This is a genomic window from Duganella callida (assembly GCF_004614165.1).
Lineage (GTDB): Bacteria > Pseudomonadota > Gammaproteobacteria > Burkholderiales > Burkholderiaceae_D > Rugamonas > Rugamonas callida.
Window position 1 is genome coordinate 1 of record NZ_SPVG01000076.1, and the last position, 26896, is coordinate 26896.

Annotated in this window: 23 protein-coding genes and 1 pseudogene; 5 read left to right on the forward strand and 19 right to left on the reverse strand. The window is 65.3% G+C overall.

Annotated elements, in window-relative coordinates:
- Window positions 1-291 (reverse strand): annotated as a pseudogene (locus tag E4L98_RS08090) (diguanylate cyclase); the annotation flags it as partial.
- Window positions 292-480: 189 nt separating this feature from the next.
- Between E4L98_RS08090 and E4L98_RS08095 the strand changes: the two are divergent.
- On the forward strand, window positions 481-702 hold the full coding sequence (locus E4L98_RS08095) for a hypothetical protein (protein ID WP_135201057.1): 222 nt from the start codon (window positions 481-483) through the stop codon (window positions 700-702).
- A 193-nt stretch (window positions 703-895) separates the two neighbouring features.
- Here the strand turns inward: E4L98_RS08095 and E4L98_RS08100 are convergent, their stop codons facing one another.
- The 12 genes from E4L98_RS08100 to E4L98_RS08155 all read right to left on the reverse strand — a co-directional run bounded on the left by E4L98_RS08100 (window position 896) and on the right by E4L98_RS08155 (window position 18100).
- Window positions 896-2350, reverse strand: coding sequence for an APC family permease (locus E4L98_RS08100; RefSeq protein ID WP_135201058.1), 1455 nt, complete (start codon window positions 2348-2350; stop codon window positions 896-898).
- 322 nt (window positions 2351-2672) lie between these two features.
- Complete coding sequence (locus tag E4L98_RS08105) at window positions 2673-3176, reverse strand: DUF1993 domain-containing protein (RefSeq protein WP_135201059.1); 504 nt, start codon at window positions 3174-3176, stop codon at window positions 2673-2675.
- Between the two features lie 133 nt (window positions 3177-3309).
- Window positions 3310-3834 carry an EF-hand domain-containing protein gene (locus E4L98_RS08110; RefSeq protein ID WP_135201060.1) on the reverse strand — a complete coding sequence of 175 codons (525 nt, stop codon included), beginning with the start codon at window positions 3832-3834 and terminating at the stop codon, window positions 3310-3312.
- Window positions 3835-3929: 95 nt separating this feature from the next.
- Window positions 3930-4931, reverse strand: coding sequence for a succinylglutamate desuccinylase (locus tag E4L98_RS08115; protein WP_135201061.1), 1002 nt, complete (start codon window positions 4929-4931; stop codon window positions 3930-3932).
- The gene (locus tag E4L98_RS08120; protein WP_135201062.1) at window positions 4931-9643 is read right to left on the reverse strand and encodes an NAD-glutamate dehydrogenase domain-containing protein; all 4713 of its coding nucleotides are present in this window, start codon (window positions 9641-9643) and stop codon (window positions 4931-4933) included. The genes E4L98_RS08115 and E4L98_RS08120 overlap by 1 nt, the downstream gene beginning before the upstream one ends.
- 97 nt (window positions 9644-9740) lie before the next feature.
- Window positions 9741-11078, reverse strand: coding sequence for an N-succinylarginine dihydrolase (gene astB / locus E4L98_RS08125; protein ID WP_135201063.1), 1338 nt, complete (start codon window positions 11076-11078; stop codon window positions 9741-9743).
- Between the two features lie 11 nt (window positions 11079-11089).
- Window positions 11090-12559 carry a succinylglutamate-semialdehyde dehydrogenase gene (gene astD, locus E4L98_RS08130; protein WP_135201064.1) on the reverse strand — a complete coding sequence of 490 codons (1470 nt, stop codon included), beginning with the start codon at window positions 12557-12559 and terminating at the stop codon, window positions 11090-11092.
- Window positions 12552-13607 (reverse strand): arginine N-succinyltransferase, encoded by a 1056-nt coding sequence (gene astA, locus E4L98_RS08135; RefSeq protein ID WP_135201065.1) that lies wholly within the window; start codon window positions 13605-13607, stop codon window positions 12552-12554. The genes astD and astA overlap by 8 nt, the downstream gene beginning before the upstream one ends.
- A gap of 17 nt (window positions 13608-13624) precedes the next feature.
- Window positions 13625-14662, reverse strand: a complete 1038-nt coding sequence (locus tag E4L98_RS08140) for an arginine N-succinyltransferase (RefSeq protein ID WP_135201066.1) — start codon at window positions 14660-14662, stop codon at window positions 13625-13627.
- Between the two features lie 92 nt (window positions 14663-14754).
- Entirely contained in the window at window positions 14755-15999 is a 1245-nt protein-coding gene (locus E4L98_RS08145; protein WP_135201067.1) for an acetylornithine/succinyldiaminopimelate transaminase, read from the reverse strand.
- A gap of 240 nt (window positions 16000-16239) precedes the next feature.
- Window positions 16240-17181 carry a GlxA family transcriptional regulator gene (locus E4L98_RS08150; RefSeq protein WP_135201068.1) on the reverse strand — a complete coding sequence of 314 codons (942 nt, stop codon included), beginning with the start codon at window positions 17179-17181 and terminating at the stop codon, window positions 16240-16242.
- 4 nt (window positions 17182-17185) lie between these two features.
- A complete protein-coding gene (locus tag E4L98_RS08155) occupies window positions 17186-18100 on the reverse strand; it encodes a DMT family transporter (RefSeq protein WP_135201069.1) in 915 nt (304 codons plus the stop codon).
- Between the two features lie 77 nt (window positions 18101-18177).
- Between E4L98_RS08155 and E4L98_RS08160 the strand changes: the two genes are divergently transcribed.
- From E4L98_RS08160 to E4L98_RS08170, 3 genes are all read left to right on the forward strand, one after another.
- A complete protein-coding gene (locus E4L98_RS08160; protein ID WP_135201070.1) occupies window positions 18178-18639 on the forward strand; it encodes a MarR family winged helix-turn-helix transcriptional regulator in 462 nt (153 codons plus the stop codon).
- Between the two features lie 18 nt (window positions 18640-18657).
- On the forward strand, window positions 18658-18945 hold the full coding sequence (locus E4L98_RS08165; RefSeq protein ID WP_135201100.1) for a hypothetical protein: 288 nt from the start codon (window positions 18658-18660) through the stop codon (window positions 18943-18945).
- A gap of 85 nt (window positions 18946-19030) precedes the next feature.
- Window positions 19031-19867, forward strand: a complete 837-nt coding sequence (locus E4L98_RS08170; RefSeq protein WP_135201101.1) for an HDOD domain-containing protein — start codon at window positions 19031-19033, stop codon at window positions 19865-19867.
- A 132-nt stretch (window positions 19868-19999) separates the two neighbouring features.
- On the opposite strand, the gene E4L98_RS08175 is transcribed toward E4L98_RS08170, so the two are convergent.
- From E4L98_RS08175 to eat, 5 genes are all read right to left on the reverse strand, one after another.
- Window positions 20000-20617, reverse strand: coding sequence for a glutathione S-transferase family protein (locus E4L98_RS08175; protein ID WP_135201071.1), 618 nt, complete (start codon window positions 20615-20617; stop codon window positions 20000-20002).
- A 59-nt stretch (window positions 20618-20676) separates the two neighbouring features.
- Window positions 20677-21372: a helix-turn-helix transcriptional regulator gene (locus E4L98_RS08180; RefSeq protein ID WP_167761297.1), complete on the reverse strand. Its 696-nt coding sequence runs from the start codon at window positions 21370-21372 to the stop codon at window positions 20677-20679.
- A gap of 115 nt (window positions 21373-21487) precedes the next feature.
- The gene (eutC, locus tag E4L98_RS08185) at window positions 21488-22273 is read right to left on the reverse strand and encodes an ethanolamine ammonia-lyase subunit EutC (protein WP_135201072.1); all 786 of its coding nucleotides are present in this window, start codon (window positions 22271-22273) and stop codon (window positions 21488-21490) included.
- The gene (locus E4L98_RS08190) at window positions 22266-23654 is read right to left on the reverse strand and encodes an ethanolamine ammonia-lyase subunit EutB (RefSeq protein WP_135201073.1); all 1389 of its coding nucleotides are present in this window, start codon (window positions 23652-23654) and stop codon (window positions 22266-22268) included. Before E4L98_RS08190 ends, eutC begins: the two co-directional genes overlap by 8 nt.
- Window positions 23623-24999 carry an ethanolamine permease gene (gene eat / locus E4L98_RS08195; RefSeq protein WP_135201074.1) on the reverse strand — a complete coding sequence of 459 codons (1377 nt, stop codon included), beginning with the start codon at window positions 24997-24999 and terminating at the stop codon, window positions 23623-23625. The genes E4L98_RS08190 and eat overlap by 32 nt, the downstream gene beginning before the upstream one ends.
- A gap of 242 nt (window positions 25000-25241) precedes the next feature.
- On the opposite strand from eat, the gene E4L98_RS08200 reads away from it, so the two are divergent.
- Window positions 25242-25835 carry a hypothetical protein gene (locus tag E4L98_RS08200; RefSeq protein WP_229257310.1) on the forward strand — a complete coding sequence of 198 codons (594 nt, stop codon included), beginning with the start codon at window positions 25242-25244 and terminating at the stop codon, window positions 25833-25835.
- Window positions 25836-25870: 35 nt separating this feature from the next.
- Here the strand turns inward: E4L98_RS08200 and secF are convergent, their stop codons facing one another.
- Window positions 25871-26896, reverse strand: a complete 1026-nt coding sequence (secF, locus tag E4L98_RS08205; protein ID WP_135201075.1) for a protein translocase subunit SecF — start codon at window positions 26894-26896, stop codon at window positions 25871-25873.

Consider the following 26896-nt stretch of genomic DNA (forward strand, 5'->3'; position numbering starts at 1 on the left):
GCCTTCGTCGCCGCGTGGCGGCGGCTGGTCGTGCGGCGGGGCGCGCTCATCGTCGGGCGGCGGGCGGCGCGCCCCGGACTGCGCGTTGTCGTGCATAAAGGCGTCGAAACCCTGCTTGCCCGGACTTGCCTCCCAACTGCCGTAAGGCTGCAGATACGCGGTGACGGCCGCACGGAAATGTTCGGCGGCGCGCGCGCGGCGGATGCTGTCGACCTTGCTGGTCATGCCGCCATAGGCCAGTCCGCCGACCATGGCCACCGCCGCCAATCCGGTCAAGAGCAAGGCCAACATCAGTTTCGTGCGCAGCGACATGTCACCCCTTCGATTATTGCCAAACGGACAGCAATAATACCCAAAGGCAGCGCGCCTCTGCACAGTTATACGAATAATTTATCGCACTTATCACAAATCAAAAGTTTATTTATTACTGCAGTCGGCGCATACTGCAACGCAACAAACGAATATTTAAAGGATCTTCCGATGAGCGCCGCTACCTTCACCACCACCGCTACCGAAGGCTATTTCAGCAACGTTGCTGCCGCTGCACGCCAGCTGTTCAACGCCCTGTTTGCCGTACAGCCGGTTGTGTCGCAGCGCAACAAAGAAGAAACCATCTGGTGGCTGAACCGCCTGGCGAATGACTGCGAACTGCACTCGCCCAACCTGTCCGCCGAACTGCGCTACTTCGCATCGCGCGGCTGATCGATTACCGAATTCACATCAAGGAGAAAATTATGCTGACCATCATCGAAAACCTGCCTGCCGCCATCGCCCTGTCCGGTCTGGTACTGCGCCTCTACCTGGGCGCCAAGCCGGAAAGCAAGGACGCAGAATAAGCCTCACCGACGTCATTGGGAAAAAGCCCCGGCGCGCGCAAGCGGCCGGGGCTTTTTAATCAGTTCAGGCGCGAGTTGCGCAGACCGTAGAAGAAGTAAGTCAGGATCGCCGCCGCCATCCAGATCACGAACACCGTGTAGGTGGTCATCGACAGGCCGAACATCAGGTACAGGCAGGCCGCGATGCTCAGACCCGGCACGAAATAGGGGCCGCCCGGCACGCGGAAGCCCTTCACCGCCGACGGGCCTTCCTTGGCGCGCATCACCGGCACCGCCAGCGACACCACGATGAACGCCGTCAGCGTGCCCATGCTGACCATGTCCCACAGGAAGGTCGCATCGACAAAGCCGGCCACCACGCCCACCACGATACAGACGATCAGCGTATTCTGCACCGGCGAACCGGTGCGCGGGCTGACTTTGCGAAAGGCCGGCGAAATCAGACCGTCCTTGGAGATCGCGTACAGAATGCGGGTCTGGCCGTAGATGGTCACCAGCGTCACGCTGAATACCGAGATCACGGCGCCGGCCGCCAGCACCAGCGCCGGCCAGGTCTGGCCCGTCACATTTTGCAGGATCACCGCCAGGCCGGCTTCCTGGCCGGCGAATTTCGACGCCGGCTGCGCGCCCATCGCCGCCACCGCCACCAGCATGTAAAACACCGTGACGATGCCCAGTGCGGCCAGAATGCCGATCGGAACATTGCGGGTCGGATTGCGCACCTCTTCGCCGGCGGTGGCCACCGTATCCAGGCCGATGAACGAGAAGAACACGGTGGCGGCAGCCGCCGTCACCCCACCCAGGCCGGTGTGATGCACGCCATCCGGGCTGTAGAAAGGATGGAAATTGTTTATATCGAATCCGGTGAACGCGATCACGACGAAGAAGATCAGGATGGCCAGCTTGATCAGCACCATGATGGCGTTGGTGGTGGCCGACTCCTTGGCGCCGCGCACCAGCAGCACGCAGCACAGTACCACCAGCAGGATAGGCGGCAGGTTGATGCGGCCGGGATGGAACTCGATGCCGTGCGCGGTAGAGACGATCATCGGCGAGCGCAGCAGCTCGGGGATATGCCAGCCGAAGGCGTTGTTGAGGAAGTTATTCAGGTAATCCGACCAGCCGATGGCGGTGGCGCTGGCGGCCAGTCCATATTCCAGCAGCAGGCAGGCGGCCATGACGAAGGCCAGGAACTCGCCCACCGTCGCATAGGCGAACGAGTAAGACGAGCCGGAAGCGGGAATGCGGAACGACAGTTCGGCATAACACAGCGCCGTCAGGCCGGCGGTGATGGCCGCGATCAGGAAGGACAGGATGACCGACGGACCAGCCTTGGGTACGGCTTCGACCATTGTGAAGAAGATACCGGTGCCGATGGTGGCGCCGACGCCGATCATCGTCAGGGGAAACAGGCCTATGGAGCGGTGGAGGCCGTTGCTGCTTGCTGCTTGCTCTTCGTTTTTATTGTTGACCGGCTTGGTACGGGTCAGTTTCTGGACCAGCGTTTGGTTCACAGGTTAATCCTTGTGGGAGAAATATTCGGGCAAAAACACAGCGATTATAGGGCTTTCCGCGTCTGCGGCCCTAACGGATTTTTGTGCCAGAAATACAACCCTGCGTTACAAGTGCTTACTTTTGATACAGGCGCATGTCTAGATCGTCAACTCGCGTCCGGTTACTCTTGCGTCAAGTATTACTCAAAGCCAAGAAGGAGCCAGCCATGCCGATCCAGAAAATCCCGACCGTCTCGCGCCGCATGCATCCGGCCGCCGTCACCGGCGCAGCCATGGTGCTGGTCGGACTGGCCATCACCCTGACTGCGCTGATCGTGCGCGCTTAAAACGGTCCCAGATAATCGCGCTTGCCGATCGCGACGCCCTGATTGCGCAGGATGTCGTGAGCGGTGGCGATGTGGAAGTAGAAGTTCGGCAGCGCGAACGTCAACAGATACTCGCTGCCCTTGAAATCCGGGAAACCGCCGAAATTGAGCTTGATGACGCGGTCCTCGCTGCCCTCGAACTGTTCGGCGCCAACGCTTTCCAGATAAGCGATGGTTTTCGCGATGCGCTGCTGGAGCTGATCGAAAGAAGTTTCATCGTCCTCGAACCTGGGCGCCTCCACGCCGGCGATGCGGGCGATGGTCATCTTGGACGTATCGCTGGCGCGCTGCACCTGTCCCGACAGCGGCAACATATCATCGGCCAGCCGCGCCGAAATCATCGCCCCCTCTACCGCGCCGTGCTGCTGCGCGTGGGCCTCGGCCTTTTTCAACAAATCCGACAACACCTGCAAGCCGCGCACGAACACCGGCACGGACACTTGATACATCGATAGCGGCATAATCCACTCCTTGAATGAGGTACAGGAAGTATAGCCGCGAATCCGGGGTCAGGTCTTTCATTGCCTCACGAGCCCAGCCGTAGCGACCGCTACGGCTGGGCTCGTGAGGCAATGAAAGACCTGACCCCGGAGTTTATGCTACCGCGTTGAAGTTGGTGCCGATCTTGCTGGCATCGGAGGTGCTGCCGCTGCCGTGGGAGAGGTCGTAGATCAGCTGCTCTTGCTGCGAGACGGAGCCGTCTTGGTTGCTGTCGGCCGCTTCGTAGGTTTTGGTCGAACTGGATGATGTACTGACGCTGCCGGCGCCACCGGCCGCTTGCGCACCACCGGCGCCTTCGGAACGGCCGCCACCGTGCGCGCCGCCCTGCGGACGCGGTGGCTGGAAGGTGCCGCTCTTGATGGCGCCTTCCAGGTCGTCCCTGGTGATCGCACCGCTTTTCTGGGTGTCGATGGCGTCGAACTGCTTGGCTGCGTCGTCGGCCGAGACGCCCTTGGATTCCAGGCCTTTGACGAATTCGTCTTTGGTGACGCTGCCATCCTTGTCGGCGTCCATGTCGCCGAAGACTTTGGAGGCGAAGCGCGCCGCGCCTTTCGATGGGTCGAAGGAAGTGGCTTGGGTGGTGCCGCTGCCGGACAGGCTGCTGATTGCTGAGGTCATGGTTCTTACTCCGTATCGTTAAGGACAATGCTGTTCCTGTTAACGAACCAAACCATGTATCTATGAGCCTGCAAAGTGTAAAGGCAGGTAAAGGCCTACTCCACGCGCACCACCATCACGCCCGCCCGCAAGCCCACCCGCACGTCGGGATTCGGGAACACCACATACTCTTCCGGATGCTGCACCGTGTAGACCGTGTCGCCATCGCGCGCGATCTCCTCACCCTGTTTCATCGGCGTGAAGTTGTGCGTGTCCTTGCCAAAGGCCATCTGGAAGCGGTCGCTCAGTTTGACGATCTGGCGCGCGGTGTTGAAGATGTGCGGCTTCTGCTTCGCGCTACGCCTGGCGGCGCCGCGCAGCAGGTCGTCCAGCGCCTGCGAGGCGTCGGCAAACTGCGCCAGGTCGTTCTGCCCCAGCGTGCCGATGCGGCCCAGTTCCACCGTGGTGCCGGCCGCCGCGTGATGCTCGGCCGAGTAGTAGCTGTACGTGCCCACCGAGGCAGGGTTCATGATCACGGCGCCGATGCCGGCAAGCCCCAGCCATTCAATCAGCTCATGACGCGGGATATCGGCAATCAGCTCCGGCACGATGGCAAAGGTGGGATACACCGATGGCCGGATCGCCGTGTGCAGGTCCAGGTGCCAGCGCAGCGGCCCCGCGCCGGCGAAGAAGCTGTCGGTGGCGGCGATCATCACGTCGGCGCGCGCCGCTTCCGCCGTGCCTTCCAGCGAACCGCGTTCGGCGCGGAACATGCGGTTCAGGTCAGCGTCGATGAAGCGCTTGCCGGCGCGGATGGCGCCGATGTTGCCGACGCAGAGCATCAGGTCCACCGCCAGCAGGGAAGCCTGATGCGACAAGGCTTCCAGCAGATAGGCCACCACTTCGATCGGCCCCGTCTCGTCGCCATGGACGCCGACCGACAGCAGCACCGCCGGACGCGCGTCGCCGCCGCCGGCACGCGCATGCCCGGCCGCCTTGATGGTGATGATGCCGTCGGCCGGTTCCGTGACCACAAAACCGGCCGCGCTGAAGCGCTGCGCAACCGCGCGGAAATCGGCTTCCGCCAGCGCGCGCACCGGTTCCGGCAAGCCGCTCATTACACCGCCACCGCGGTCGTGCTGGCGTTGACCGCTTCCGACAGCGCCCACACGTCCAGCATCGCCTGTTCCAGATCGGCGGCCGGCGCGTAGCCCGACAGGCCGAGGGTGTTGGCGACGACTTCCACCGCCTCCACCGCGCTATGGCCGCCGGTCGCATGCTTGAGCACCTGTGTCAGCAAACGCTGCTGCGTGCGGCGCAGCGCATTCTGCGCGTAGCTGCGCAGCTGTTCCTGCGAACGGTTGGTGGCCGGCAGTTTCAGGCCACGCTCCAGCACATCGATGCCGACCTGCGCGCGCAGCGCCAGGCCGACCTGCAGGAAAGCCGGCAAGTCCATGCCCTGCGGACGCTGTACCGACAGCGCGGCAAATACGAACGCCGCCACCGATTCGATCGCATCGACCGCCTTCCAGGCGCGCACGAACTCGGCGCGCAGGCCGGCGGTCAGTTCGGCTTCCGACTGGCCATCGGCGCCAGTCAGCGACGCCAGCGTCTCCGGCTTGGCGAACAAGCGTGTCAGCTCGGCGGCGCCGGCGCGCAGCTGTTCGGCGGGCACCGACAGCGCGCCTTCGATCACGGACTTCTGCAGCGAACGGGTACGCGCATCAACCTTCACCGATACCGCGCGCGGCACCTTCAGTGCATCGGCGTCCAGCGCGTCGAACACCGGCGCCAGATTCAGCGCCGACCAGGCCTGGCCCCAGGCCAGGATCACATCCGACTCATCGACGCCATGTTCGCCGGCCAGCTGGCGCAGCATCAGCGGACCGCAGCGGTTCACCGACTCGTTGGCCAGCACGGTGGCCAAAATCGCGTTGGCCAGCGGGTGCGCCAGCGCCGGACGGGTGGCCACCAGCAGGTCCGGGAAGTACGGCTTGAGCACCGACTCGGCCCAGCTGTTATCCGTCAGCGGCAGCGCCGACAGGATGCGCTTGTAGCGGTTCTTGACGTTGGCGATCACCACCGCCAGTTCGGGCGTGGTCAGGCCGCGGCCATCGGCCTTGCGGCGCGCCAGTTCGGCCACCGACGGCAGCTGTTCCAGCTCGCGCGACAGCGCGCCCTCTTCTTCCAGCGAAGCGATCAGCGCGGCGTAGCCATCCTGCACGGCGGCATCGCCCTGCGCCTGCAGCTCGCGCACCAGCAATTGCGTTTGCAGCGTGTTGTCGCGCAGGACCAGGCGTTCGATATCGTTGGTCATCTCGTTCAGGGTGCGGTTGCGGTCCGCTTCGCTCAACTGGCCGGCGTTCATTTCCACGTCCAGCCACATCTTCGCGTTCACTTCGTGGTCCGAGCAGTCCACGCCGGCCGAGTTGTCGATCGCATCGGTGAAGATGCGGCCGCCGTTCAGCGCGAATTCGATGCGGCCGGCCTGGGTCGCGCCCAGGTTGCCGCCTTCGGTCACCACCTTGCAGCGCAGCTCGTTGCCGTTGACGCGGATGTTGTCGTTGGCGCGGTCCTTCACCTGCGCGTGGGTCTCGGTCGACGCCTTGATATAGGTGCCGATGCCGCCGTTGTAGAACAGGTCCACCGGTGCCAGCAGGATGCGGTGCATCAGCTCTTCCGGCGCCAGCGCGGTTTCTTCGATATCCAGCGCGGCGCGGATCTGCGGCGACAGTTCGATCGAACGCGCGCTGCGCGGATACACGCCGCCGCCGGCCGAGATCAGTTCCTTGTTGTAGTCGTCCCATGAGGAGCGCGGCAGCGCGAACATGCGCTCGCGTTCCTTGAACGAGACTTCCATGTCCGGGTTCGGGTCGAGGAAGATGTGGCGGTGGTCGAACGCCGCCAGCACCTTCAGTTTGCGCGAAAGCAGCGCGCCGTTGCCGAACACGTCGCCCGACATGTCGCCCACGCCCACCATGGTCACCGGCGCGGCATGGATGTCGTGGTCCATTTCGTAGAAGTGACGCTTGACCGCCTCGAACGCGCCCTTGGCGGTGATGCCCATCTTCTTGTGGTCATAGCCGTTGGAGCCGCCCGATGCAAACGCGTCGCCCAGCCAGAAGCCGCGCTGCACGGCGATGCCGTTGGCGATGTCGGAGAAGGTCGCGGTGCCCTTGTCGGCCGCCACCACCAGGTATGGATCATTCGGGTCGTAGACCACGGTATCGGCCGGCGGCACGATCTTGCCCAGCACGCGGTTGTCGGTCACTTCCAGCAGGCTGGAAATGAACAGGCGGTAGACTGCCTCGCCTTCCGCCGCAATGACGTCGCGCGCGGCGTCCTTGGGCATCTGCTTGCAGACGAAGCCGCCCTTGGCGCCGGCCGGCACGATCACGGCATTCTTCACCATCTGTGCCTTGACCAGGCCCAGGACTTCGGTGCGGTAGTCTTCCATGCGGTCCGACCAGCGCAGGCCACCACGCGCCACCGGGCCGCCGCGCAGGTGCACGCCCTCGAAGCGGCGCGAGAACACGAAGATCTCGCGGAACGGACGCGGCTCAGGCACCAGCGACAGGTTGCTGGTGTCGAATTTGAAGATGATCTTGTCGCCCTGTTGGGCGTTCTGGAAGTAGTTGGTGCGCAGCGTGGCGGCGATCAGGGTCGCCATGGCGCCCAGCACCGCCTCGCTGTCGGCGTGGTTGATGGCCGGCAGGCGGCTCTTGATGTCGGCGATCTTGTCCAGCGCGGCGTTGCGCGTGGCGTCGTCGTTGGCCGGATCGAAGCGCTGCAGGAAGGCGTCGACCAAATCCTTGACCAGCGCCGGCTGGGTACGCAGCGTCTCCGCCATGTAGCGCACCGAGAAGTTGGTGCCGGTCTGGCGCCAGTAGCTCATGTAGGCGCGCACCAGTTGCACTTCGCGCACGCTCAGGCCACCTTCGATCACCAGGCCGTTCAGGCGGCCGTCTTCCGCTTCGTTGTTGAACAGGGCGGTGAACAGGTCTTCCGCCACCGAGACGATTTCCGGCTTGCCCAGTTTGGCCGCGGTGTCGGCATCCACCGACAGGCTGGTGACGTAGTGACGCTGGCCGTTTACGCGCAGCGAGTGCGCCTGTTCGCGGTCGATGGTGACGCCGGCGTTGTGCAGCGCCGGCAGGATGGTCGACAGCGATGGCACGCGATCGACCGAATACAGGCGGATGGTGCTGGCGCCGTTGTCGGCATCCACGCGCACGCTCACGCGTGACGGGTCGCCGTTGCGCAGGATCGCTTCCAGGTCGTGGAAGGCGGCGGCAGGCTTGGTGGCGACGACGTAATCGGTCGGCAGCGTGGCGCACATGCGGCGCAGGCTGGCGCGCAGCGACACGTCTTCCACCTTGTCGGCCAGCGCCGAGAACTGGTCATGCCAGCCGTCCAGCACCGCCAGCAGCGGTTGCTGGATGTCGGTTGCCAGGTCCAGCGGATAGCGCGCGCCGTGGGCGATCAGGTAGACGCGAGCCAGCGGACCGTCCGCCACCAGGGTCTGCGAGCTGACGTGATGCGCGCCGGAGCTTGCCTGCAGCGCCTTGGCCAGGGCCGAGCCGACGCTTGCGCTGTAACGCTCGCGCGGCAGGTAGACCAGCACATTCAGGTGACGCGCATAGACGTCGCGGCGGGCGAACACCTTGGCGCGCGGCTGCTTGTACAGCGAGACCACGGCGCCGCAGACTTCGGCCAGCCATTCCGGTTCCGCTTCCAGCGCTTCGGTGCGCGGCAGCGATTCGAGGATCTCGACGAATTTCTCGGCGCGGAAGCCTTCCTGACGCACGCCGGCGATGCTCAGCACCTTGGCCACGCGGCCGCGCGCGAACGGCAGGCGGTCCAGCGGGGTCGAGGTGGCGGCGCGGGTGAACAGGCCGACGAAGCAGTATTCGCCGAGGATCTTGCCGTCGGCATCCGCATGGCGCACGCCGATGAAGTCCAGTTGCGCATCGCGGTGCAGCGTGCCTTCCACGTCGGCCTTGACGATGGACAGCGTGTGCGCGCGCTTGGACAGGGTGTCGAAGAAGCCGGGGATGTTGGCCAGGCAGGTGCCGTAGACCGGGTGCGAGGTGTCCTGCAGCACGCCGATGCGGCTCGGGATATCGCGCTCCAGTTCGGGCACGCCGGGCTTGACCTGATAGTAGGCGTAGCCGAACGGTTCGAAGCCTTCGGTCTTCGCCCATTCGAGGAAGGCGGCGACTTCCTTGCCCTCTTCGCCGTGGGTGGCCGCTTCGGCGCCGATGCGGCTGAAGTGTTCCAGCATGGCCGGACGGTCGCGGTGCACCACGGCGGCGTCGCGCGACACCATCTCGATGCGCTCGACCAGCATGCCCAGTTCCGCGTCCGGCAGATCGTCCGCCAGCAGCACCAGCACATACGATTCCAGCTTGGCGCCGGCCTGGCCGACGGCGGTGATGGCACCGTCGGCGTCGCGCTGCACCGGCAGCACCGCGTTCAGCACGCCGTTGGCGGCCACGCGCAGCTTGCGCATGGCCATGACGATGGAATCGACCAGATACGGCATATCGTCGTTCAGGATCAGCAGCGCGGTGGCCATGCCGCCGCGGCCGTCGGAATGGCGCAGGCGCGCGACCTGCGCGCCGCTGCCGCTACGCTTGGCGACCTGCGTGAAACCGCCCCACAAGACCGGCGCCAGGCTGTCGGGCACCGTGCCCGCCAGGTCCTCGTCATCCAGAGACTTCAGCCAGGCGGCGATCAGCGCGGCGACCTGCTCGTCGTCGCCCGCCGTCTTGCTTGCATTGACCAGCTCCAGCGTTTGTTTACGCAGGTCTTGTGGCATTTGTTTCATCTTTGCTTCTCCAATACGTTATAGGTATTTTGTGTTGCAGGGGCCGCGCCGGCTTGTGGCTGCGCGATTCCGGTTAGATGTGGGACGAAAAACAGGATTACAAGTCGTATAGCCCCGGCAGTCCCAGTATAAGGCTCAATTCCTCCAACGCGGTATGTACCTCAATGGCGAGTTGGGGATCTGCCAGATCGGCAGGCTCCAGGCGGTCGCGGTAGTGTTTTTCCACCCACGCCACCAGCGTGTGATACAGCGCTTCGGTCATCACCACGCCCTGGTGCATGGCCGCCGCCTCGGCATCGGTCAGCGCCACGCGCAGGCGCAGGCACGCCGGGCCGCCGCCGTTGCGCATCGACTGGCGCAGGTCGAAGTGGATCAATTCGTCGATGGCGCCGCCGCCGGCGACCAGGCCTTCCAGATAGGAAGCCACCGCGCCCACTTCCTGGCATTCGTGCGGGATCACCAGCGCCATCTTGCCGTTGTCCTTGCTCAGCAGCTGGCTGTTGAACAGATAGCTGGCGACGGCGTCGTTGACCGATACCCTGGCGGTGTCGACGCGGATCGCGTTCAGGTCCGCGCCCACCGCGCCCATCGCGCGGCGCAGCTGATCGAGCGCGCCCGCTTCGTCGGCGAATGCCTGTTCGTGGTAGAACAGCACATTGGCGTTACCTACCGCGATCACGTCGTTGTGGAACACGCCCTGATCGATCACGTCGGGATTCTGCTGGATGTACACGGCGCGTTGCGCCGCCAGGCCATGCAGGCGCGCCACCGCCTGCGATGCTTCCAGCGTCTGGCGCGCCGGATACTTCTTCGGCGCGGCGACCGACACATCGAATTCGCTGCGGCCGAAGACGAACATCTCGATGCCGGCGCTGCCGTGATCGCGGCACAGGCGCGTGTGGTTGGCCGCGCCCTCGTCGCCGAAGGCCGGCGTGCCGGGCAGCGCGTCGTGCACGGCGAAGTGCTCGTCATCCTTGAAGATGGCGCGCAGGGCGCGCGTCGATTGCGTGTGTTCGAAGGCGCGGTGCAGCTTGTTGTTCAGGTTCGCCGCGGTGAAGTGGGTGCGGCCGTCGGCGCTGTCGGCCGACGGGCTGACGGTGGCGGCGTTGGCGGTCCACATCGGCGACGCCGAATAGGCGCAGGCCAGGATCACCGGCGCTTCCCTGGCTGCCTTGGCCAGCACCTCGGCATCGCTGCCGCTGAAACCGACGCTGCGCAGCAGGCGGAAGTTGGGACGGTCCTGCGGCGGCAACAGCGCCTGGCCGAAGCCGCGCGCCGCCAACGCGCGCATCTTGGCCAGCCCTTGCAGCGCGGCCAGCTTTGGGTTCGATGCGCTTTTGACGTTGCTGAACGAGGCGACGTTACCGAACGACAGGCCGGCATAATTGTGCGATGGGCCGACCAGGCCGTCAAAGTTGAATTCGCGTGCAGACATGGAGGCGACCTTCAGAAGTGCATGCCCGGCGACAGCTTGGCCGGCATTTCAAGAGCGGGGTTTTCGATCGAGGCGACCGGATAGGCGCAGTAATCGGCAGCGTAGTAGGCGCTCGGACGGTGGTTGCCCGATTTGCCGACGCCGCCGAACGGCGCGGTGCTGGCGGCGCCCGTGGTGGGACGGTTCCAGTTGACGATGCCGGCGCGGGCGCGCACCTGGAAGATCTTCCACAGCTGTTCGTCGTTGGAGATCAGCGCCGCCGCCAGACCGAACTCGGTGGCGTTGGCGGCCTTGATGGCGCTGTCGAAATCGGCCACGCGGATCACCTGCAGCAGGGGACCGAACCACTCTTCGTCCGGAATGCCCTTGGCGTCGGTGACATCGACGATGCCGGCGGTGACGAAGCCGGTGTTGGGGTCGAGCTGCTTCATTTCCAGCAGCAGCTTGCCGCCCTTGGCCACCAGGTCGGACTGCGCCTGCACCAGGCGCTTGGCGACGTTGGCCGACACCACCGGTCCCATGAACGGCGCCGGTTCGGCGTTCGAAGCGCCCACGGTCAGGCGGCCGGCGACATCCACCAGACGCGCGATGATGGCGTCGCCCTCGGCGCCCTGGCGCACGATCAGGCGGCGCGCGCAGGTGCAGCGCTGACCGGCCGAGATGAAGGCCGAGGACACCGCCATGAACACCGCGGCATCGATTTCCTTCGCGTCCCAGATCACCAGCGGGTTGTTGCCGCCCATCTCCAGCGTCAGCATCTTGCCCGGCTGGCCGCCGAACTGCTTGTGCAGCGCGGTGCCGGTCGGGCAGCTGCCGGTGAACAGGACGCCGTCCAGGTCCTTGCACTGCCCCAGGTCGACGCCGGTCTCGCGGCCGCCGTTGAGCAGGTTGATCACGCCTTTCGGCACGCCGGCCTGTTCCCACAGCTGCACGGTCTTGATGGCGGTGCGCGGCGCGTATTCGCTGGGCTTGAACACCACCGTGTTCCCGGCGATCAGCGCCGGCACGATGTGGCCGTTCGGCAGGTGGCCGGGGAAGTTGTACGGACCGAATACGCCGAACACGCCGTGCGGACGGTGGCGCAGCACGGCCTCGCCGTCGGCGACCTTGTTGTGGCTCTCGCCGGTGCGGGCGTTATAAGCCTGCACCGAGATGTCGATCTTGTTGGCCATGGTGGTGACTTCCGTGCGCGCTTCCCACAGCGGCTTGCCGACTTCCTCGGCGATCAGCAGCGCCAGCGCCTCGGCATCCTGCTTGAGCAGGTCGCGGAAGCGGGTGGCGATGGCGATGCGCTCCTCGACCGGCGTCAGCGCCCACGGCTCGAAGGCGGCGCGCGCGGCAGCCACGGCCTGCTCCACGTCCTTGCAGGTGGATTCGCAACTGGCCCAGGTCTGCCTGCCGGTGGATGGATCGATGGTCACCAGTTCGGCGCCGCTGCCGGCGAGCCATTCGCCGTTAATGAAATTGCTGATGTTAGCCATGGTGCTTCCTCGGATTGAGAGTCAGGGTGCGCACGCTGTCGCCGCCGTGGCAGTGCAGAAGCTTTTGCTCGGCCTCCGGCAGCGCGATGCTGCCGTTGACCGGCATGGCGTGCGACAGAATCATGCGGAAATCTTTGAGCGTGGTGTTCGACACCAGCATCGGCTCGGCCGCCAGCGACTCCGGCGCGCACGCCGAATCCCAGTCGGTGGCGGGGCCGATTTCGGCCAGCGTGCTGTCGCGCAGCGCCCGCAGTTCCGACACGCGCGCCTGCAGCACCGGGCCGGCGTCGAAGATGTCGACGTAGCCTTCGAAATACATGCCTTCCTGTTCCAGCAGGCGGCGCGCCGGCGCGGTCGAGGTGTGCACCTTGCCGATCACCTCCTGCGCATCCTGCGGCAGGTAGTCGACGTACAGCGGCTGGCGCGGCATCAGTTCGGCGATGAAGGACTTCTTGCCGACCGCGGTCAGCGCGTCGACGTGGTCGAAGTCCATCTTGAAAAAGTGGCGGCCTAGCCCCTCGTAGAACGGCGAGCGGCCGCTCTCCTCCTGGTAGCCGCGCATTTCGGCGATCAGCTTTTCGGTGAACAGGTGCGGGAACTGGGCGATGAACAGGAAGCGGCTCTTGGACAGCAGCTTGCCGTTGTTGCCGCTGCGGTAGTCGGGATGCAGGAACAGCGAGCACAGTTCGGTGCTGCCGGTCAGGTCGTTCGACAGGTACAGCGTGTCCATGCGGGTGAACACATCGAGCTCGCGGCTGGAGTGCACCAGGGTGCCGATGCGGTAGTTGTAGAACGGTTCGGTCAGGCCGACCGCGCCCTTGATGGCGCACACGCCGGCCATGCGGCCGCTGTCGGTGTCCTCCATCACGAACATGTAGTCGCGCTTCTCTGGCGCGATGGTTTCGGCGAAGGAGGCCACGGCGATCTGCACGCGGTCGCCCATCATCTTCATGTCCGGCTTGAGCGTGGTCATGCCGCTGCCGACCTGGGTGGCCATCACGTACAGGGCGTCGAGATCGCCGGCCTGGATTGCGCGTACTACCAGCATAGCTTTTCCTTTTGTTCTTATATTCGGACGCAGATCACGGTGTCGCCCTCGGCGACGCGCAGCGCTTCCTGTACCTCGACGGACAGGGCCACGCTGAGTTGCGCATCCAGCGCCGGGCAGTGCGTGATCACGGCGCGGAAGTCATGTTCGGTGGCCGAGGCCACGGCGTAACGCAGCTGCGGCTCGCGGCCGCGGTCCGGCTGCTCCACCGAGGTCGCCACGCGGCGCTGCAGCGCGCCGGTGAAGGTGCGCAGCGAATTCTTGTGCGCCTGCAGGATCGGGCCGCCGTCGAAGATGTCGATGTAGTCGTCGGCCTCGAAGCCCTCCGCCGTCAGCAGGTTGAAAGCCAGCTCGCCCGACGGGTGGATCTGGCCCATGGCCGCCTGCGCGTCGCCCGGCAGCAGCGGCACGTAGACCGGGTAGTGCGGCATCAGTTCGACGATCAGGGTGCGGTTGCGCGCACCGCCGATGGTGCGCTCGGCGTCGAGGAAATCCATCTTGAAGAATTTACGGCCCAGCGCGTCCCAGAACGGCGAGCTGCCGTCGTCCTTGGTGACGCCGGCCAGCGGCACGAAGAAGCGGTCGGCGAAGCGGTGCGGCGCCAGCACGGCGAACATCAGCCGCGCGCGCGACAGCAGCGCCGCCTCGGCCGAGCCGTGTTCGCGCTCGCCGACGTAAAAGCTGGACAGCTGCGAATAGCCGGTCAGCTCCGAGCACAGCGTCAGCGCGTGCACGCTGTGGCTGATGTTCAGGTCGCGCGACACCTGCTGGATCACGTCGTTGCGGAAGGAGAAATAGGTGCCGTTGGAGCCGGCCGCCGCGAACATGGCGGCGGTGCCGACGATTTGCCGTTCGTGCGGCGATTCCAGCACCAGCAGATAGGATTCCTCGCTGGGGATGTCGACGTGCGCGGCAAAGGACGCGATCGAGCGCTCGATCATGGCGACGATCTTGTCGCGCGTCTTGGGCAAGGTATGCACGCCCGGCATGGGCACCGCGGCCAGCGCTTCCAGGGCTGCGATATCCGCAAGTTCGACCGGACGGACTACATACATGGGAACTCCTCAGGGAAAGCGAACCGGCCCGGCACACACCTCGCCGGGCCATGGAAAAGCGGCGGATCGGTATCCGCCGCGGTGCTGCCGTTTTACGCCGCCTTCAGCAGCTCATCCAGCGACTGGCGGATGATGCGGTCGGCTTCGGCGATCTGCGCGTCCGACACGATCAGCGCCGGCGCCAGACGCACCACGTCCATGCCGGCGATCAGCACCATCATGCCGTTGGCCTCGACCGCCTTCTGGATATCCTTGGAACGGCCCTTCCACGCCTCGGTTACCACCAGGCCCAGCAGCAGGCCGGCGCCGCGCACCTGGCTGAACACCTGCGGGTAGTCGCCGATCAGCTGTTCCATGGTCGAGCGCAGCTTGGCGCCGGCTTCCTGCACGCGCGCCAGGAAGGCCGGCTGCCGGATGGTTTCCAGCACCGCCAGCGCCACCGTGGTGGCCAGCGGGTTGCCGCCGTAGGTGGTGCCGTGCGAACCGACGCTCAGCGTGGCCGCCAGCTCGTGGGTGGTCAGCATGGCGGCGATCGGGAAGCCGTTGCCCAGCGCCTTGGCCGAGGTCAGGATGTCCGGCACGATGCCGTAGCTCATGTAGTGGAACAGGTGGCCGGTGCGGCCCATGCCCGACTGCACTTCGTCGAAGATCAGCAGCGCGCCGGTCTTGTTGCACAGGTCGCGCAGCTCCTGCAGGAAAGCCTTGTCGCCCGGCACCACGCCGCCCTCGCCCTGCAGCGGCTCGACGATCACGGCGCAGACGTCGTCGCCGATGGCGGCGCGCGCCGATGCGATGTCGTTATACACGATGTGGTCGATCGACGGCGGCAGCGGCTCGAAGCCTTCGGTGTACTTGGACTGGCCGCCCACCGACACGGTGAACAGCGTGCGGCCGTGGAACGACTGGTAGCACGACACGATGCGCGACTTGTGCGCGCCGAACTTGGTGTGCGCGTATTTGCGCGCCAGCTTCAGCGCCGCTTCGTTGGCTTCCGCGCCGGAGTTGCAGAAGAAGGCGCGGTCGGCGAAGGTGGCTTCGGTCAGCGCCAGGCCCAGGCGTAGCACCGGTTCGTTGGTGTAGCCATTGCCCAGGTGCCACAGGGTGTTGGCCTGGCGGGTCAGCGCCTCGACGATGATCGGGTTGCAATGGCCGAGCGCGGCCACGGCGATGCCGGAGGTGAAATCCAGATAGTGCTTGCCGGCCTGGTCCCACAGATCCAGACCCTCGCCTCGGACCGGAACCATCGCTGCCGGTGCATAGGTCGGCACCAGGACTTCATCGAAAGTCTGACGAGTCACAGGACGGTTAAAAGCGGTCGTTTCGAGCTTGGCGTTCATGGCATTCCCTATCAATAGTGGGTGGGAGGACGGCACAGCGCCGCCTGGACCCAATTATAAAAAGCGCGATGCTAAAACTCTTTTCAAATGGCGACAAGAATTTTTAGATTTGACCGCAAATTTAAGATTGCCAGATTGATCATGAGGTGGTTTGGGATGGGCATGGCCAGGCGCAGCGACGAAGACAGTGCGCCTGCACGGCGAGGCGCTGCAACAACGCCATGGCCATCCCAAACCGCCTCACGGTGGCGCGAGCTTGCGCTGGCGTTCCTCGCGCGGCGTATTGCCGAACAATGCGCCAAAGGCGGTGGAAAAGTGCGAGCCGGACGAAAAACCGCACATCAGGCCCACCTGCACGATGGAATGGTTGGTATCCAGCAGCAACTGTCGCGCCCGTTGCAGGCGCAGCTCCAGGTAGTAGCGCGATGGCAGGCTGCCCAGATATTGCTTGAACAGGCGCTCCAGCTGGCGCCGCGACAGGCCGACCAGGTTGGCGATGTCGTCGGTGGACAGCGGTTCCTCGATATTGGCTTCCATCAGCGTCACCGCTTCCGACAGCCGCGGCTGCAGGGCGCCGAAGCGCGCCTGCAGCGCCACGCGCTGGCGCTCCTCCGGCCCGCGCACGCGCTCCACGCACAGGCTTTCCTTGATGGCCGCCTGCACGGTGGCGCCGAACAACTGCTCGATCAGGGTCAGCGCGAAATCGATGGAGGCGGCGCCGCCGCAGCAGCTCAGGTGCCGCCCGTCCAGCTCGAACAGATGCGGGGTCAGGATGGCGCGCTCGGTGATGTCCTCGGTGTCGGCGTACAGCGCCCACGGCAGCGCCAGCCGCACGCCGGCCATCAGCCCGGCCTTGGCCAGCCACAGTACGCCGGCGCCGACGCCGCCCCAGTACGAGGCGCTACGGCAGCGCTCGATCACGGCGCGCGCCTGCTCGGCCGGCAACGGCGCTTGCTGCTCATCGGCCACCAGCAGCGCGATATGCCAGCCCGGCTGCGCCAGCACCACCTGCGCCGGCGTCATGGTTTCCAGCTGCAGCACCTCGCGCCCCAATTGGGCCGCCGCCAGCCGCAACGGCTGCACCAGCCCGGCCCAGGTGATGGCGTCCGCCTCGCCGGCGTTGACCAGCAACAGCCGCAAAGGCCGCTGCTGCGCCAGACTGGACAGTGGGACGAAGGACACGGCCCTACTCCGGCGCCAGCGCCGTCGCCGGGCGCGCGGTGCTCCACTGGCTGACGATCATGCCGGAAATCAGCAGCAGCGCGCCCAGCAAGCCGTTCCAGGCCAGCGTCTCGCCCAGCCAGAAATAGGCGAAGATGGCGGCACAGCCCGGCTCGAAGGCATAGATCACGGCCGCCTCATTGGCCGAGCTGCGGCTCTGCCCCCAGGTCTGCAGCGAAATGATGGCGGCGGTGGCCACCACGCCCAGATACAGCAGATTGGGCGCATACAGCCGCAGGCCCTTGCCCACATGGGCCAGATAGTCGGGCAGCGCCTGGCTGCGCCCGGCCCAGTCCAGCGGCACCTCGCGCGCCAGCAGCCATAGCGCGGCGCACACCGCCACGGTCAGGATTTGCGAGGCGGTCAGCGCCATCAACTGGTCGACCTTGCGGGTGGTGGCCTCCATCAGCTTGATGTACAAGCCGAAGCACAGCGCGCACAGCAGCGCCAGCGTGTCGCCCAGGCCCCAGGTGAAACTGCCCTCCCAGCACAGTATGAACAAGCCGGCCACGGCCAGCGCCAGCGCGACCGCGATGCGGCGCTCCAGCCGCGCGCCCAGCAGCACGCCCAGCAGCGGCGGCACCAGCACGTTCAGGCCGGTGATGAAGGCGTTGCGGTTGGAGCTGGTCAGCGCCAGCCCCGCGATCTGGCACACATAGCACAGGAATAACAGCGCGCCCGACAGCAGTCCCCAGCGCAGGTCGCGCCAGCGCGCGCGCCACAGGAACGGCAGCAACAGCAGGCTGGCCAGGGCGAAGCGGCACAGCACGATCCAGCCGGCCGACAGGTAGCCGGTCATGTCTTTCATTGCCGGAAAGGTTGTGCCCCAGACCAGGGTCACAAGCAACAGGGCGAACACGCCGCGCAGGTGTAAAGGCATCGTTGTTGTTATGATTTGCATTGCGCATAGTGTACCCCGCCGGAAAGCCGGATGCGAAGCGGCTATAATCACGGGCTATGGGTGCACGATTCTTGAAAAGTATCCGGCTGCTGGCCGAATGCATGCAAGGCTATGAACGGCTCTCCGGCGAATACGTGCGCCGGAGCGGGCTGACGCACGCGCAATTCGACATCATCGCCACGCTGGGCAATACGCCCGGCATGTCCTACAAGGAACTCGGCGAGAAAACCCTGATCACCAAGGGCACGCTGACCGGCGTGATCGAGCGGCTCGAGCAGAAGGGTCTGGTGGAACGCCAGCGCAGCGACTGCGACAAGCGCTCGTTCTTCGTGCGCCTGACCAAGGAGGGCGAACGGGTGTTCTGCGACGTGTTCCCGGAAGTCATCTCGCAAAGCGGCAAGGTGTTTGCGCATTACACGCCGGATGATTTCAGCGCCCTTGAAAAAACCCTGTCCGAACTTAAAAATGTGATCATGGCGGGACACCTTCCCGGTACGCCCGAGCATGATTGCGATTAATTACCCATCTATACAATGCTGAAAACTTCTCTGCTGGAAGGCAAAAAGCCTGCCAAATTCGATAAAGACATCACCGGCAACCTGCTGCTGGAAACCGCCAGCGCCGACGACGTGCGCCAGCAGGCGCTGATCATCGGCGTGCGCAACGAGGCCGGCGACATCTACCGCCTGATCGGCGCCACCAAGCACAACAGCTTCATGAACGCGGTGGAGGAATTGTTCGACCTCGAGCTGGTCGACGAGCTGGAACAGACCGACGAACCGGTCGAAGGCTGCGACGCCATCTTCAGCGCGCCGGCCGACTAAGCCGGGCTGTGGCGGGCGAGCATCGCCGCAAAAACTATTTGTGGAAAAGTGCCACACGGCAACATTCCGACGATATACTTTTGTGATGGACAGACTCGACGCCTTCAAGACCATCGCCGCTCAGGCGAGCCGCGGCGAACTGACGTTCCCCGCCAACGTCAACGCCTCGCTGCGCCTGCAGCAGGCGCTCAATGATCCCGACTGCCACGTCGAACAGGCGGCGCGGCTGATCCAGGCCGATCCGCTGCTGGCGGCGCGCAGCGTCGCCATCGCCAACTCGGTGGCCTACAACCGATCCGGCACCGAAATTTCCAGCGTGCGCGCGGCCGTGCAGCGGCTCGGCATCCGCACCCTGCAGTCGCTGGTGGCGGCGCTGATCGTGCGCCAGATCGGCGCCCAGATCACCGACCCCGGCCTGCAGGCCAAGGTTACCCAGCTGTGGGAACACACCGCCCACGTGGCCGCGCTGGCCCACGTGATCGCGCGCCGCGTCACCCATGTCGATCCCGACACCGCGCTGTTCGCCGGCATCGTGCACGAAGTGGCCGGCTTTTACATGCTGGCCAGCGCCGGCGAGTTCCCGCAGGTGATGGAAGGCGCGCCCGAAGACTGGATCGAGCATGGCGAAATCACGATCGGGCGCGGAGTGATGGCTCACCTCTGCGTGCCGGCCGCCGTGGTGCATGCCATCGAGGCGATGTGGGGCGGCCTGCGCGCACTGCCGCCGGAAACCCTGGGCGACACCCTGCTGCTGGCCGACGACCTGGCACCGGTGGCTTCGCCGCTGCACCAGCGTCCGGGCGCCACCACGCTGCAGGCGGCGCGCACCATCGACTGCGTGATCGGCGACGGCACCCTGCACGCCATCATGACGGAATCCGCGCACGAGGTGCAGTCGCTGTACGCGGTGCTGATGCTGTAAAAAAAAAGCCCGCTGGGCAGCGGGCCAAAGTCCAAAACTAGGGATCTCCTCCAGAGGAGACGCGTCCAGAATACCCGCATGCCCCTGGCAGCTCTGTGCGCTACTTCACATATGCGGCGGATATGTACAAAATCACCATACCGGCTCGGTTTGCCTCCAGGCGTCCAGCTGGCGCATGCGCTCCAGCCATGCCATCAGCTTGGGATGCCGGGTCACCGGCAGATGGGCCTGTTCGACGTAGGTGAGCGAGGGCGCCACCGCCATGTCGGCCAGGCTCAGGCTGTCGCCGCACAGCCAGTCGCGGCCGGCCAGATGCTGCTCCAGCACCGCGGCGAACTGGGCGATCTGGCGGCCGGCGCGGTCCAGTTCGGCAGGATCGGGGCCGCCGTTGCCGGTCAGTCCTTTCCAGATGTGCTCGTACACGTACACGCCCAGCGCCGGCGCGAAGTGCTGGCCGGTCCACAGCATCCAGCGGTTGATGTCGGCGCGGGTCATGATGTGGTCCGGGTAAAGCGTCTGGCCGTGGGTGCGGTCGGCCAGGTACTGCATGATGGCGCCCGACTCCCACAGGATGAAGTCGGCGTCCTGCAGCACCGGCACCTTGTTGTTGGGATTGAGCGCGGCCAGGCGGCGCCGGTCTTCGGCGCTCATCAGGTTCACTTCGGTCAGCTCCAGCGGCGTGCCCATGTGGATGGCGGCCAGCATCACGCGGCGCGCGCTGGTGGAAGCAGGATGATAGTAAAGGCGCATGGCGGTCTCCGATGAATGAGTGAGGCCTTCATCGTAGAACCGGGCGGCGACAGTTTCTGTCAGTAGTCTTCGCGGATATGGTGTTCCTTGCGCCAGGTCTTCAGCAGGTCGTGGCGGCGCGCCGGATAGCGCTGCCGCAGCGACTCCACCGCCGCGATGCGGTCGATGCGGAAGTGGCGGAACGCCATGCGCATCTCGCACCAGGCGGCCAGCAGCCGCTTGCCCTCCAGGAAAGCCAGCGCGAACGGCCACACCACGCGGTCGGACGGCGCGCCATGCTCGTCGCGGTACGCCATGCGCAGGCGGTGCTGATAGCGGATCGCCTCGCGCACCGGACGCACGTGGATATCGCTGGCGTTTTGGCGGTCTTCGCCCATCGGCACCCACAGGCTGGTTTCGGCCATGTCGTCGCGCAGGTCCTTCGGCGTGGCCGCGGCGATCTTGGCCAGCGCGCTGTTGGCGGCGGCGGCCAAGCCATCGTCGCCCTGGCGCCGCACCCAGCGCGCGCCCAGCACCAGCGCTTCCAGCTCGTCGGCGCCGAACATCAGCGGCGGCAGAAAGAAGCCGGCCTTCAGCATGTAGCCGACGCCGGCCTCGCCTTCCAGCGGCGCGCCCAGGCCCGACAACGTCTGGATGTCGCGGTAGATGGTGCGCTCGGACACGCCCAGTTGCTCGGCCAGGCGCGCGGCCGTCACCGGACGGCGGTAACCGCGCATCGCATCCATCAGCAAAAATAGTCGGCCGGTACGGCTCATCGATCGTCTCCTCACAGCAGCGCTGCCAGCTTGCCGCCAGCGGCCGCGCAGGTCAAGTGACAATGCGCGCATTTTGCCGCTCTGCCGGGCAACGCCACAGCCTGCAGGCCATCCATTAAAGCAGAAAATTGCGCTGCGTCGGCTGCAGGCTGGCGCGGCCGTCGGCACTTTCGTCCTTGAGCGCCACGCCGGACAGCTGGCGGCGGCGCGCTTCGGTCAGCAGGTAGTGCAGCTTGTGCGCCGCCGCCGTGTGGCCGAGTCCCGCCGCGCGCACGTTGGAGATGCAGTTGCGGCTGGCGTCCGACAGACCGGGGCGCGGCGCCCAGGTCAGATAGATGCCCAGACTGTCCGGCGAGCTGAGGCCGGGGCGCTCGCCGATCAGTACCGCCACGGCTTTTGCGCCCAGCAGATGCGCCACTTCATCGCCGACCGCCACCCGGCCTTGCCGCACGATGGCGATGGGCGCGACGCGCCACGCGTCCGCCGCCAGGCGCGGCATCAAGGCCCGCAGCACCGGCGCGGCGTTCTGCTCGATCGCCAGTGCCGACAAACCATCCGCGACGACCAGCGCCAGATCGTAGCCATCGGCCGGTGCGGCCAGCGCCGCGCGCGATGGCGCGTCCAGCTGCCGGCCCAGGTCGGGCCGCTGCAGGTAGACCGGGCGTCCGGCGGCCGCGCTGTGCAGGCTGACGCAAGCCAGGCCGCAGGCATCGGACAGGCTAACGGCCAGCGCCTGCGGGTCAAGCTCGCGGTGCACGGCATCGCGCGCCTGCGCGTGCGCCAGCTGAAACGCCAGCTGCTGCGCCGTCGGTTGACTGACGCCGCTGCGCCCCAGCGCGATGCGCGCCGCCGTCAGCCGCCGCAACGACTGCCACGGATTGGCGGTCACCGGCTTAGCCATGCCGCAGCACCTTGCCGAACGCCGGCGGCAGCCCCTCGCGCAGCGTGAAGCGCGCATCGCCGCTGACGATCTCCATGTCGCGCAACCATGCCGCAAACTCCGGCGCCGGTTGCAAGCCCAGCACGCGCCGCACATACAGCGCGTCGTGGAACGAGGTGGTCTGATAATTGAGCATGATGTCGTCCGCTCCCGGCACGCCCATCACAAACGTGCAGCCGGCCGCGCCCAGCATGGTGAGCAGCACATCCATGTCGTCCTGGTCTGCCTCCGCATGATTGGTGTAGCAGACATCGCAGCCCATGGGCAGGCCGAGCAGCTTGGCGCAGAAATGGTCTTCCAGTCCCGCGCGCAGGATCTGCTTGCCGTCGTACAGATATTCCGGCCCGATGAAGCCCACCACCGAATTCACCAGCAATGGTTGGAAGTGCCGCGCCACCGCATAGGCGCGCGCCTCGCAGGTCTGCTGGTCGACGCCATGGTGCGCATTGGCCGACAGCGCGCTGCCCTGCCCCGTCTCGAAATACATCACGTTGTCGCCCACCGTGCCGCGCCCCAGAGACAGCGCCGCCTGCCGTGCCTCGTCCAGCAGCGCCAAACTGATGCCGAAACCGGCGTTGGCCGCCTGCGTGCCCGCGATCGATTGAAACACCAGATCCACCGGCGCGCCGCGCTCGATGGCCGCCAGGGTATTGGTCACATGCGTCAGCACGCAGGACTGGGTCGGAATCGCATAGCGCGCGATCACCTCGTCCAGCATGTTCAGGAGATGCACCACCTGCGGCACATTGTCGGTGGCCGGATTGATGCCGATCACCGCGTCGCCGCTGCCGTACAACAGGCCATCGAGCATGCTGGCCGCGATACCGCCGGCGTCGTCGGTGGGATGATTCGGTTGCAGCCGGGTGGCCATGCGGCCCGGCAGCCCGATGGTGTTGCGGAAGCGCGTCACCACGCTGCACTTCTGCGCCACCAGCACCAGATCCTGCACCCGCATGATCTTGCACACCGCCGCCGCCATTTCCGGGGTCAGGCCGGGCGCCAGGGCGGTCAGCGCCGTCGTGTCGGCCAGGTCGCTGAGCAGCCAGTCGCGGAAATCGCCCACCGTCAGATGCGCCACCGGCGCGAAGGCCGCGACGTCGTGGGTATCGATGATCAGCCGCGTAACCTCGTCTTCCTCATACGGTATCAGCGCCTCGCTGAGGAATACGCACAAGGGCAGCGCGGCCAGCGCCATCTGCGCCGCCACCCGCTCCTCCGCGCCCGCCGCGCCCAGGCTGGCCAGATAGTCGCCCGAACGCGCGGGCGTGGCCCTGGCCATCAACTCCTTGAGGTCGCGGAACTGATAGGTCCTACTGCCCACCTGGTGCGAGTAACTGCTCATCGCCGCCCTTTCGCTTACGCTGCGGCGCGGTGGCCAGGAAGCAGCCATAACCCAGCACCAGAAACGCCGCAAACACACAGAAGATCACCCCATTGTAGTAGATCATGGTGCCCATGCAGACCATCGCGCCCACCAGTGCGATGGCCGGGAACAGCGGATAGCAAGGCGCACGGAACGGCCGCGCCATCTGCGGTTCCGCGCGGCGCAGCTTGAACAGCGCCAGCATGCTGACGATGTACATGGTGATCGCACCGAACACCGACATGGTGACGATATTCGCCGTCAGCGTCTGGCCGCCAAAGGTGATCAGTTCATCGCTGTAAATGGCGGCGATGCCGACCACGCCGCCGGCGACGATGGCGCGGTGCGGCGTCCGGAAACGCGCGTGCACGCCGGCGAAACAGGTGGGCAGATAAGCCTCGCGCGCCAGCGCGTAAATCTGCCGCGAATAGCCGAGAATGATGCCGTGGAACGAGGCTACCAGGCCGAATAAGCCTAGCCACACCAGCATGTGCAGCCAGCCGCTGTCCGCGCCGACGACCAGCTTCATCGCCTGCGGCAGCGGATCGTTGATATTGGCCAGCCGGGTCCAGTCGCCGGCGCCGCCGGCAAACACCATCACGCCCAGCGCCAGCAGCACCAGCGTCAGGATGCCGGCGATGTAGGCGACCGGCACCGAGCGTTGCGGATCGCGCGCCTCCTCGGCCGCCATCGCCACGCCTTCGATCGCCAGGAAAAACCAGATCGCAAACGGTATCGCCGCGAACATGCCGGGGATCGCCGCCAGGCTGAAGGCATCCTGCCCCGCCCAGCCGCCCCTGATGAAATTCGCCGTCGCAAAACCCGGCGCCACCACGCCCATGAACACCAGCAGTTCAAAGATGGCCAGCAGCGTCACCAGCACTTCGAAGGTGGCGGCGATCTGCACGCCGAGGATGTTCAGCGTCATGAACAGCAGATAGGCGCCCACCGCCGCCGTCTTCGGCGCCAGCGCGGGAAACTGCACATTCAGATAGGCGCCGATCGCCAGCGCGATGGCCGGCGGCGCGAACACGAATTCGATCAGCGTCGCCGCGCCGGCCAGATAGCCGCCCAGCGGCCCGAAGGCGCGCTTGCTGTAGGCGAACGGGCCGCCGGCGTGCGGAATCGACGTGGTCAGTTCGGTGAAGCTGAAGATGAAGGCCGTGTACATCGCCGCGATAAACAGCGCGGTGACGGCGAACCCCAGCGTCCCGGCCGACGCCCAGCCATAGCTCCAGCCGAAATACTCGCCCGAGATCACCAGCCCGACGGCGATGCCCCACAACTGAAACGTGCCCAGCGTCTTCTGTAAAGTAGCTTGCATGATCGCCTCCTCAGGAGATGGTCAAATATGCAAGTCCTGTGCCAACGATTCCGCACCAAAGCGGAGCAAGCGATCTATTGCCACAAGAATACTCATGGGTAGGCGCGTGCTCGCTCCCGTCGTGCATGCCGTCCCGTTTGACTGTCTCGTTTCGTCTCGTTTGTGCGCGTTCGAACTTTTGTGCAGTGCAGCTGTCTAATGGAGACAAGACTCGCCAAAACGAGACAAAACGAGACAGGAGAATGGGAATGAACGCACGACAGGACGATTTCGTACCTCCCCATGCCATACACCTGCTGCGAACTTTTTTGCGTCAGACCCGCAGCACCTTGTCGCCGCAGGAAGCGGTGACCCGCGCCATCAATGAGTGGATCGAGCGCGAGCGCTCCGCTGAAACCTCGCCCCGCGGTTATCAATGGAAGCAGCTGTTCCTGCCCGAGGGCACGGACGTGCGCATGGTCAGCGATGGCAAAAGTCACTATGCAAAAGTGGTCGGCGACAAAATCCTGTTGCGCCAGCACGCCGTTTCGCCACGCGAGATGACGATCGCCATCGCCGGCGACGGCCGCAACGCCTGGCGTGATCTATGGCTGCTGCTGCCGGGCGAACAATACTGGATCAACGCCGCGCGCCTGCGCGCCCAGCAAAACAAAGAGCTGGAAAAACTTCCTGTCTCGCAGGCCGACGCCCTCACCTCTGCGGCAAAAGCCATGAGTCAGGCACTGAATGCCGCCGTACTGCTGATCGAGCACGTCGACTATCAGACCACAACCGTCCTGGATCGCCGGCTGCCGAAGAACCGCCGCAAATACGACATGCTGGAAGACATACACTGACAAAAAAAATCCCTCCGCGCGGGAGGGATTCTGGTTTAGACGACTGCGCCGTCGGTTTCGTCCTTCGGCTTGACCGGCTTGATCAGGTCTTCGCGCTTCACGCCCAGCCACATGGCCACGGCGGCGGCCACGAACACCGACGAGTAGATACCGAAGCAGATACCGATGGTCAGCGCCATGGCGAAGTAGTGCAGGGTCGGGCCGCCCAGGAACAGCATGGACAGCACCATCATCTGCGTACAGCCGTGGGTGATGATGGTACGCGAGATGGTCGAGGTGATCGCGTTGTCGATGACCTCATGCACGCTCGCCTTGCGCTGCTTGCGGAAGTTCTCGCGGATACGGTCGAAGATCACCACCGATTCGTTCACCGAGTAACCCAGCACCGCCAGCACGCCGGCCAGCACCGTCAGCGAGAATTCCCACTGGAAGAAGGCGAAGAAGCCCAGGATGATCACCACGTCGTGCAGGTTGGCGATGATCGCCGCCACCGCGAATTTCCACTCGAAGCGCACGGCCAGGTAGATCATCACGCCGATCACCACCATCACCAGCGCGTTCAAACCATTTTGCGCCAGCTCGTCGCCCACCTGCGGGCCGACGAACTCCACCTTCTGCAGCGACACCAGCTCGGTGGCGCCGGAAGCGTCCGCGCACGATTGCTTGACCACGTGCTCGCCCTTGGCGCTGACCGTGTCGATCTGTTTCAGGCCGCCGTTTTCAGCCTTGCACAGCGCGTCGAACACCTTGGCCGAAGCATCCTTCGGCGTGATGTTCTTCACCACCGGCAGACGCAGCATCACGTCGTGCGCGGTGCCGAAGCCGGTGGCTTCCGGCTGCTCGTAGCCGATGGTTTCCAGCGTGTGGCGGATCTTCTCCAGATTCGCCGGCTGGTCGTAGCGCAGTTCCATCACGGTGCCGCCGGTGAACTCCACCGAGAAATGCAGGCCCTTGTGGATCAGGAAGAACACGGCCGCGACGAAGGTCAACGCCGAAATGACGTTGAACACCAGCGCGTGGCGCATGAACGGAATGTCTTTTTTGATGCGGAAAAATTCCAT

Excerpts from the sequence above, each read along its gene's own strand:
- E4L98_RS08155 (WP_135201069.1), bottom strand. The coding sequence starts at position 18,100 with ATGCCTTTACACCTGCGCGGCGTGTTCGCCCTGTTGCTTGTGACCCTG.
- eutC (WP_135201072.1), bottom strand. The coding sequence starts at position 22,273 with ATGGCTAAGCCGGTGACCGCCAATCCGTGGCAGTCGTTGCGGCGGCTG.
- astB (WP_135201063.1), bottom strand. The coding sequence starts at position 11,078 with ATGTCTGCACGCGAATTCAACTTTGACGGCCTGGTCGGCCCATCGCAC.
- E4L98_RS08180 (WP_167761297.1), bottom strand. The coding sequence starts at position 21,372 with ATGAGCCGTACCGGCCGACTATTTTTGCTGATGGATGCGATGCGCGGT.
- E4L98_RS08200 (WP_229257310.1), top strand. The coding sequence starts at position 25,242 with ATGGGAATGAACGCACGACAGGACGATTTCGTACCTCCCCATGCCATA.
- E4L98_RS08190 (WP_135201073.1), bottom strand. The coding sequence starts at position 23,654 with ATGAGCAGTTACTCGCACCAGGTGGGCAGTAGGACCTATCAGTTCCGC.
- E4L98_RS08120 (WP_135201062.1), bottom strand. The coding sequence starts at position 9,643 with ATGAAACAAATGCCACAAGACCTGCGTAAACAAACGCTGGAGCTGGTC.
- E4L98_RS08170 (WP_135201101.1), top strand. The coding sequence starts at position 19,031 with ATGGACAGACTCGACGCCTTCAAGACCATCGCCGCTCAGGCGAGCCGC.
- E4L98_RS08175 (WP_135201071.1), bottom strand. The coding sequence starts at position 20,617 with ATGCGCCTTTACTATCATCCTGCTTCCACCAGCGCGCGCCGCGTGATG.
- astD (WP_135201064.1), bottom strand. The coding sequence starts at position 12,559 with ATGGCTAACATCAGCAATTTCATTAACGGCGAATGGCTCGCCGGCAGC.
- E4L98_RS08115 (WP_135201061.1), bottom strand. The coding sequence starts at position 4,931 with ATGAGCGGCTTGCCGGAACCGGTGCGCGCGCTGGCGGAAGCCGATTTC.
- E4L98_RS08105 (WP_135201059.1), bottom strand. The coding sequence starts at position 3,176 with ATGCCGCTATCGATGTATCAAGTGTCCGTGCCGGTGTTCGTGCGCGGC.
- E4L98_RS08145 (WP_135201067.1), bottom strand. The coding sequence starts at position 15,999 with ATGAACGCCAAGCTCGAAACGACCGCTTTTAACCGTCCTGTGACTCGT.
- E4L98_RS08095 (WP_135201057.1), top strand. The coding sequence starts at position 481 with ATGAGCGCCGCTACCTTCACCACCACCGCTACCGAAGGCTATTTCAGC.
- astA (WP_135201065.1), bottom strand. The coding sequence starts at position 13,607 with ATGCTGGTAGTACGCGCAATCCAGGCCGGCGATCTCGACGCCCTGTAC.
- eat (WP_135201074.1), bottom strand. The coding sequence starts at position 24,999 with ATGCAAGCTACTTTACAGAAGACGCTGGGCACGTTTCAGTTGTGGGGC.
- E4L98_RS08140 (WP_135201066.1), bottom strand. The coding sequence starts at position 14,662 with ATGTATGTAGTCCGTCCGGTCGAACTTGCGGATATCGCAGCCCTGGAA.
- secF (WP_135201075.1), bottom strand. The coding sequence starts at position 26,896 with ATGGAATTTTTCCGCATCAAAAAAGACATTCCGTTCATGCGCCACGCG.
- E4L98_RS08110 (WP_135201060.1), bottom strand. The coding sequence starts at position 3,834 with ATGACCTCAGCAATCAGCAGCCTGTCCGGCAGCGGCACCACCCAAGCC.
- E4L98_RS08160 (WP_135201070.1), top strand. The coding sequence starts at position 18,178 with ATGGGTGCACGATTCTTGAAAAGTATCCGGCTGCTGGCCGAATGCATG.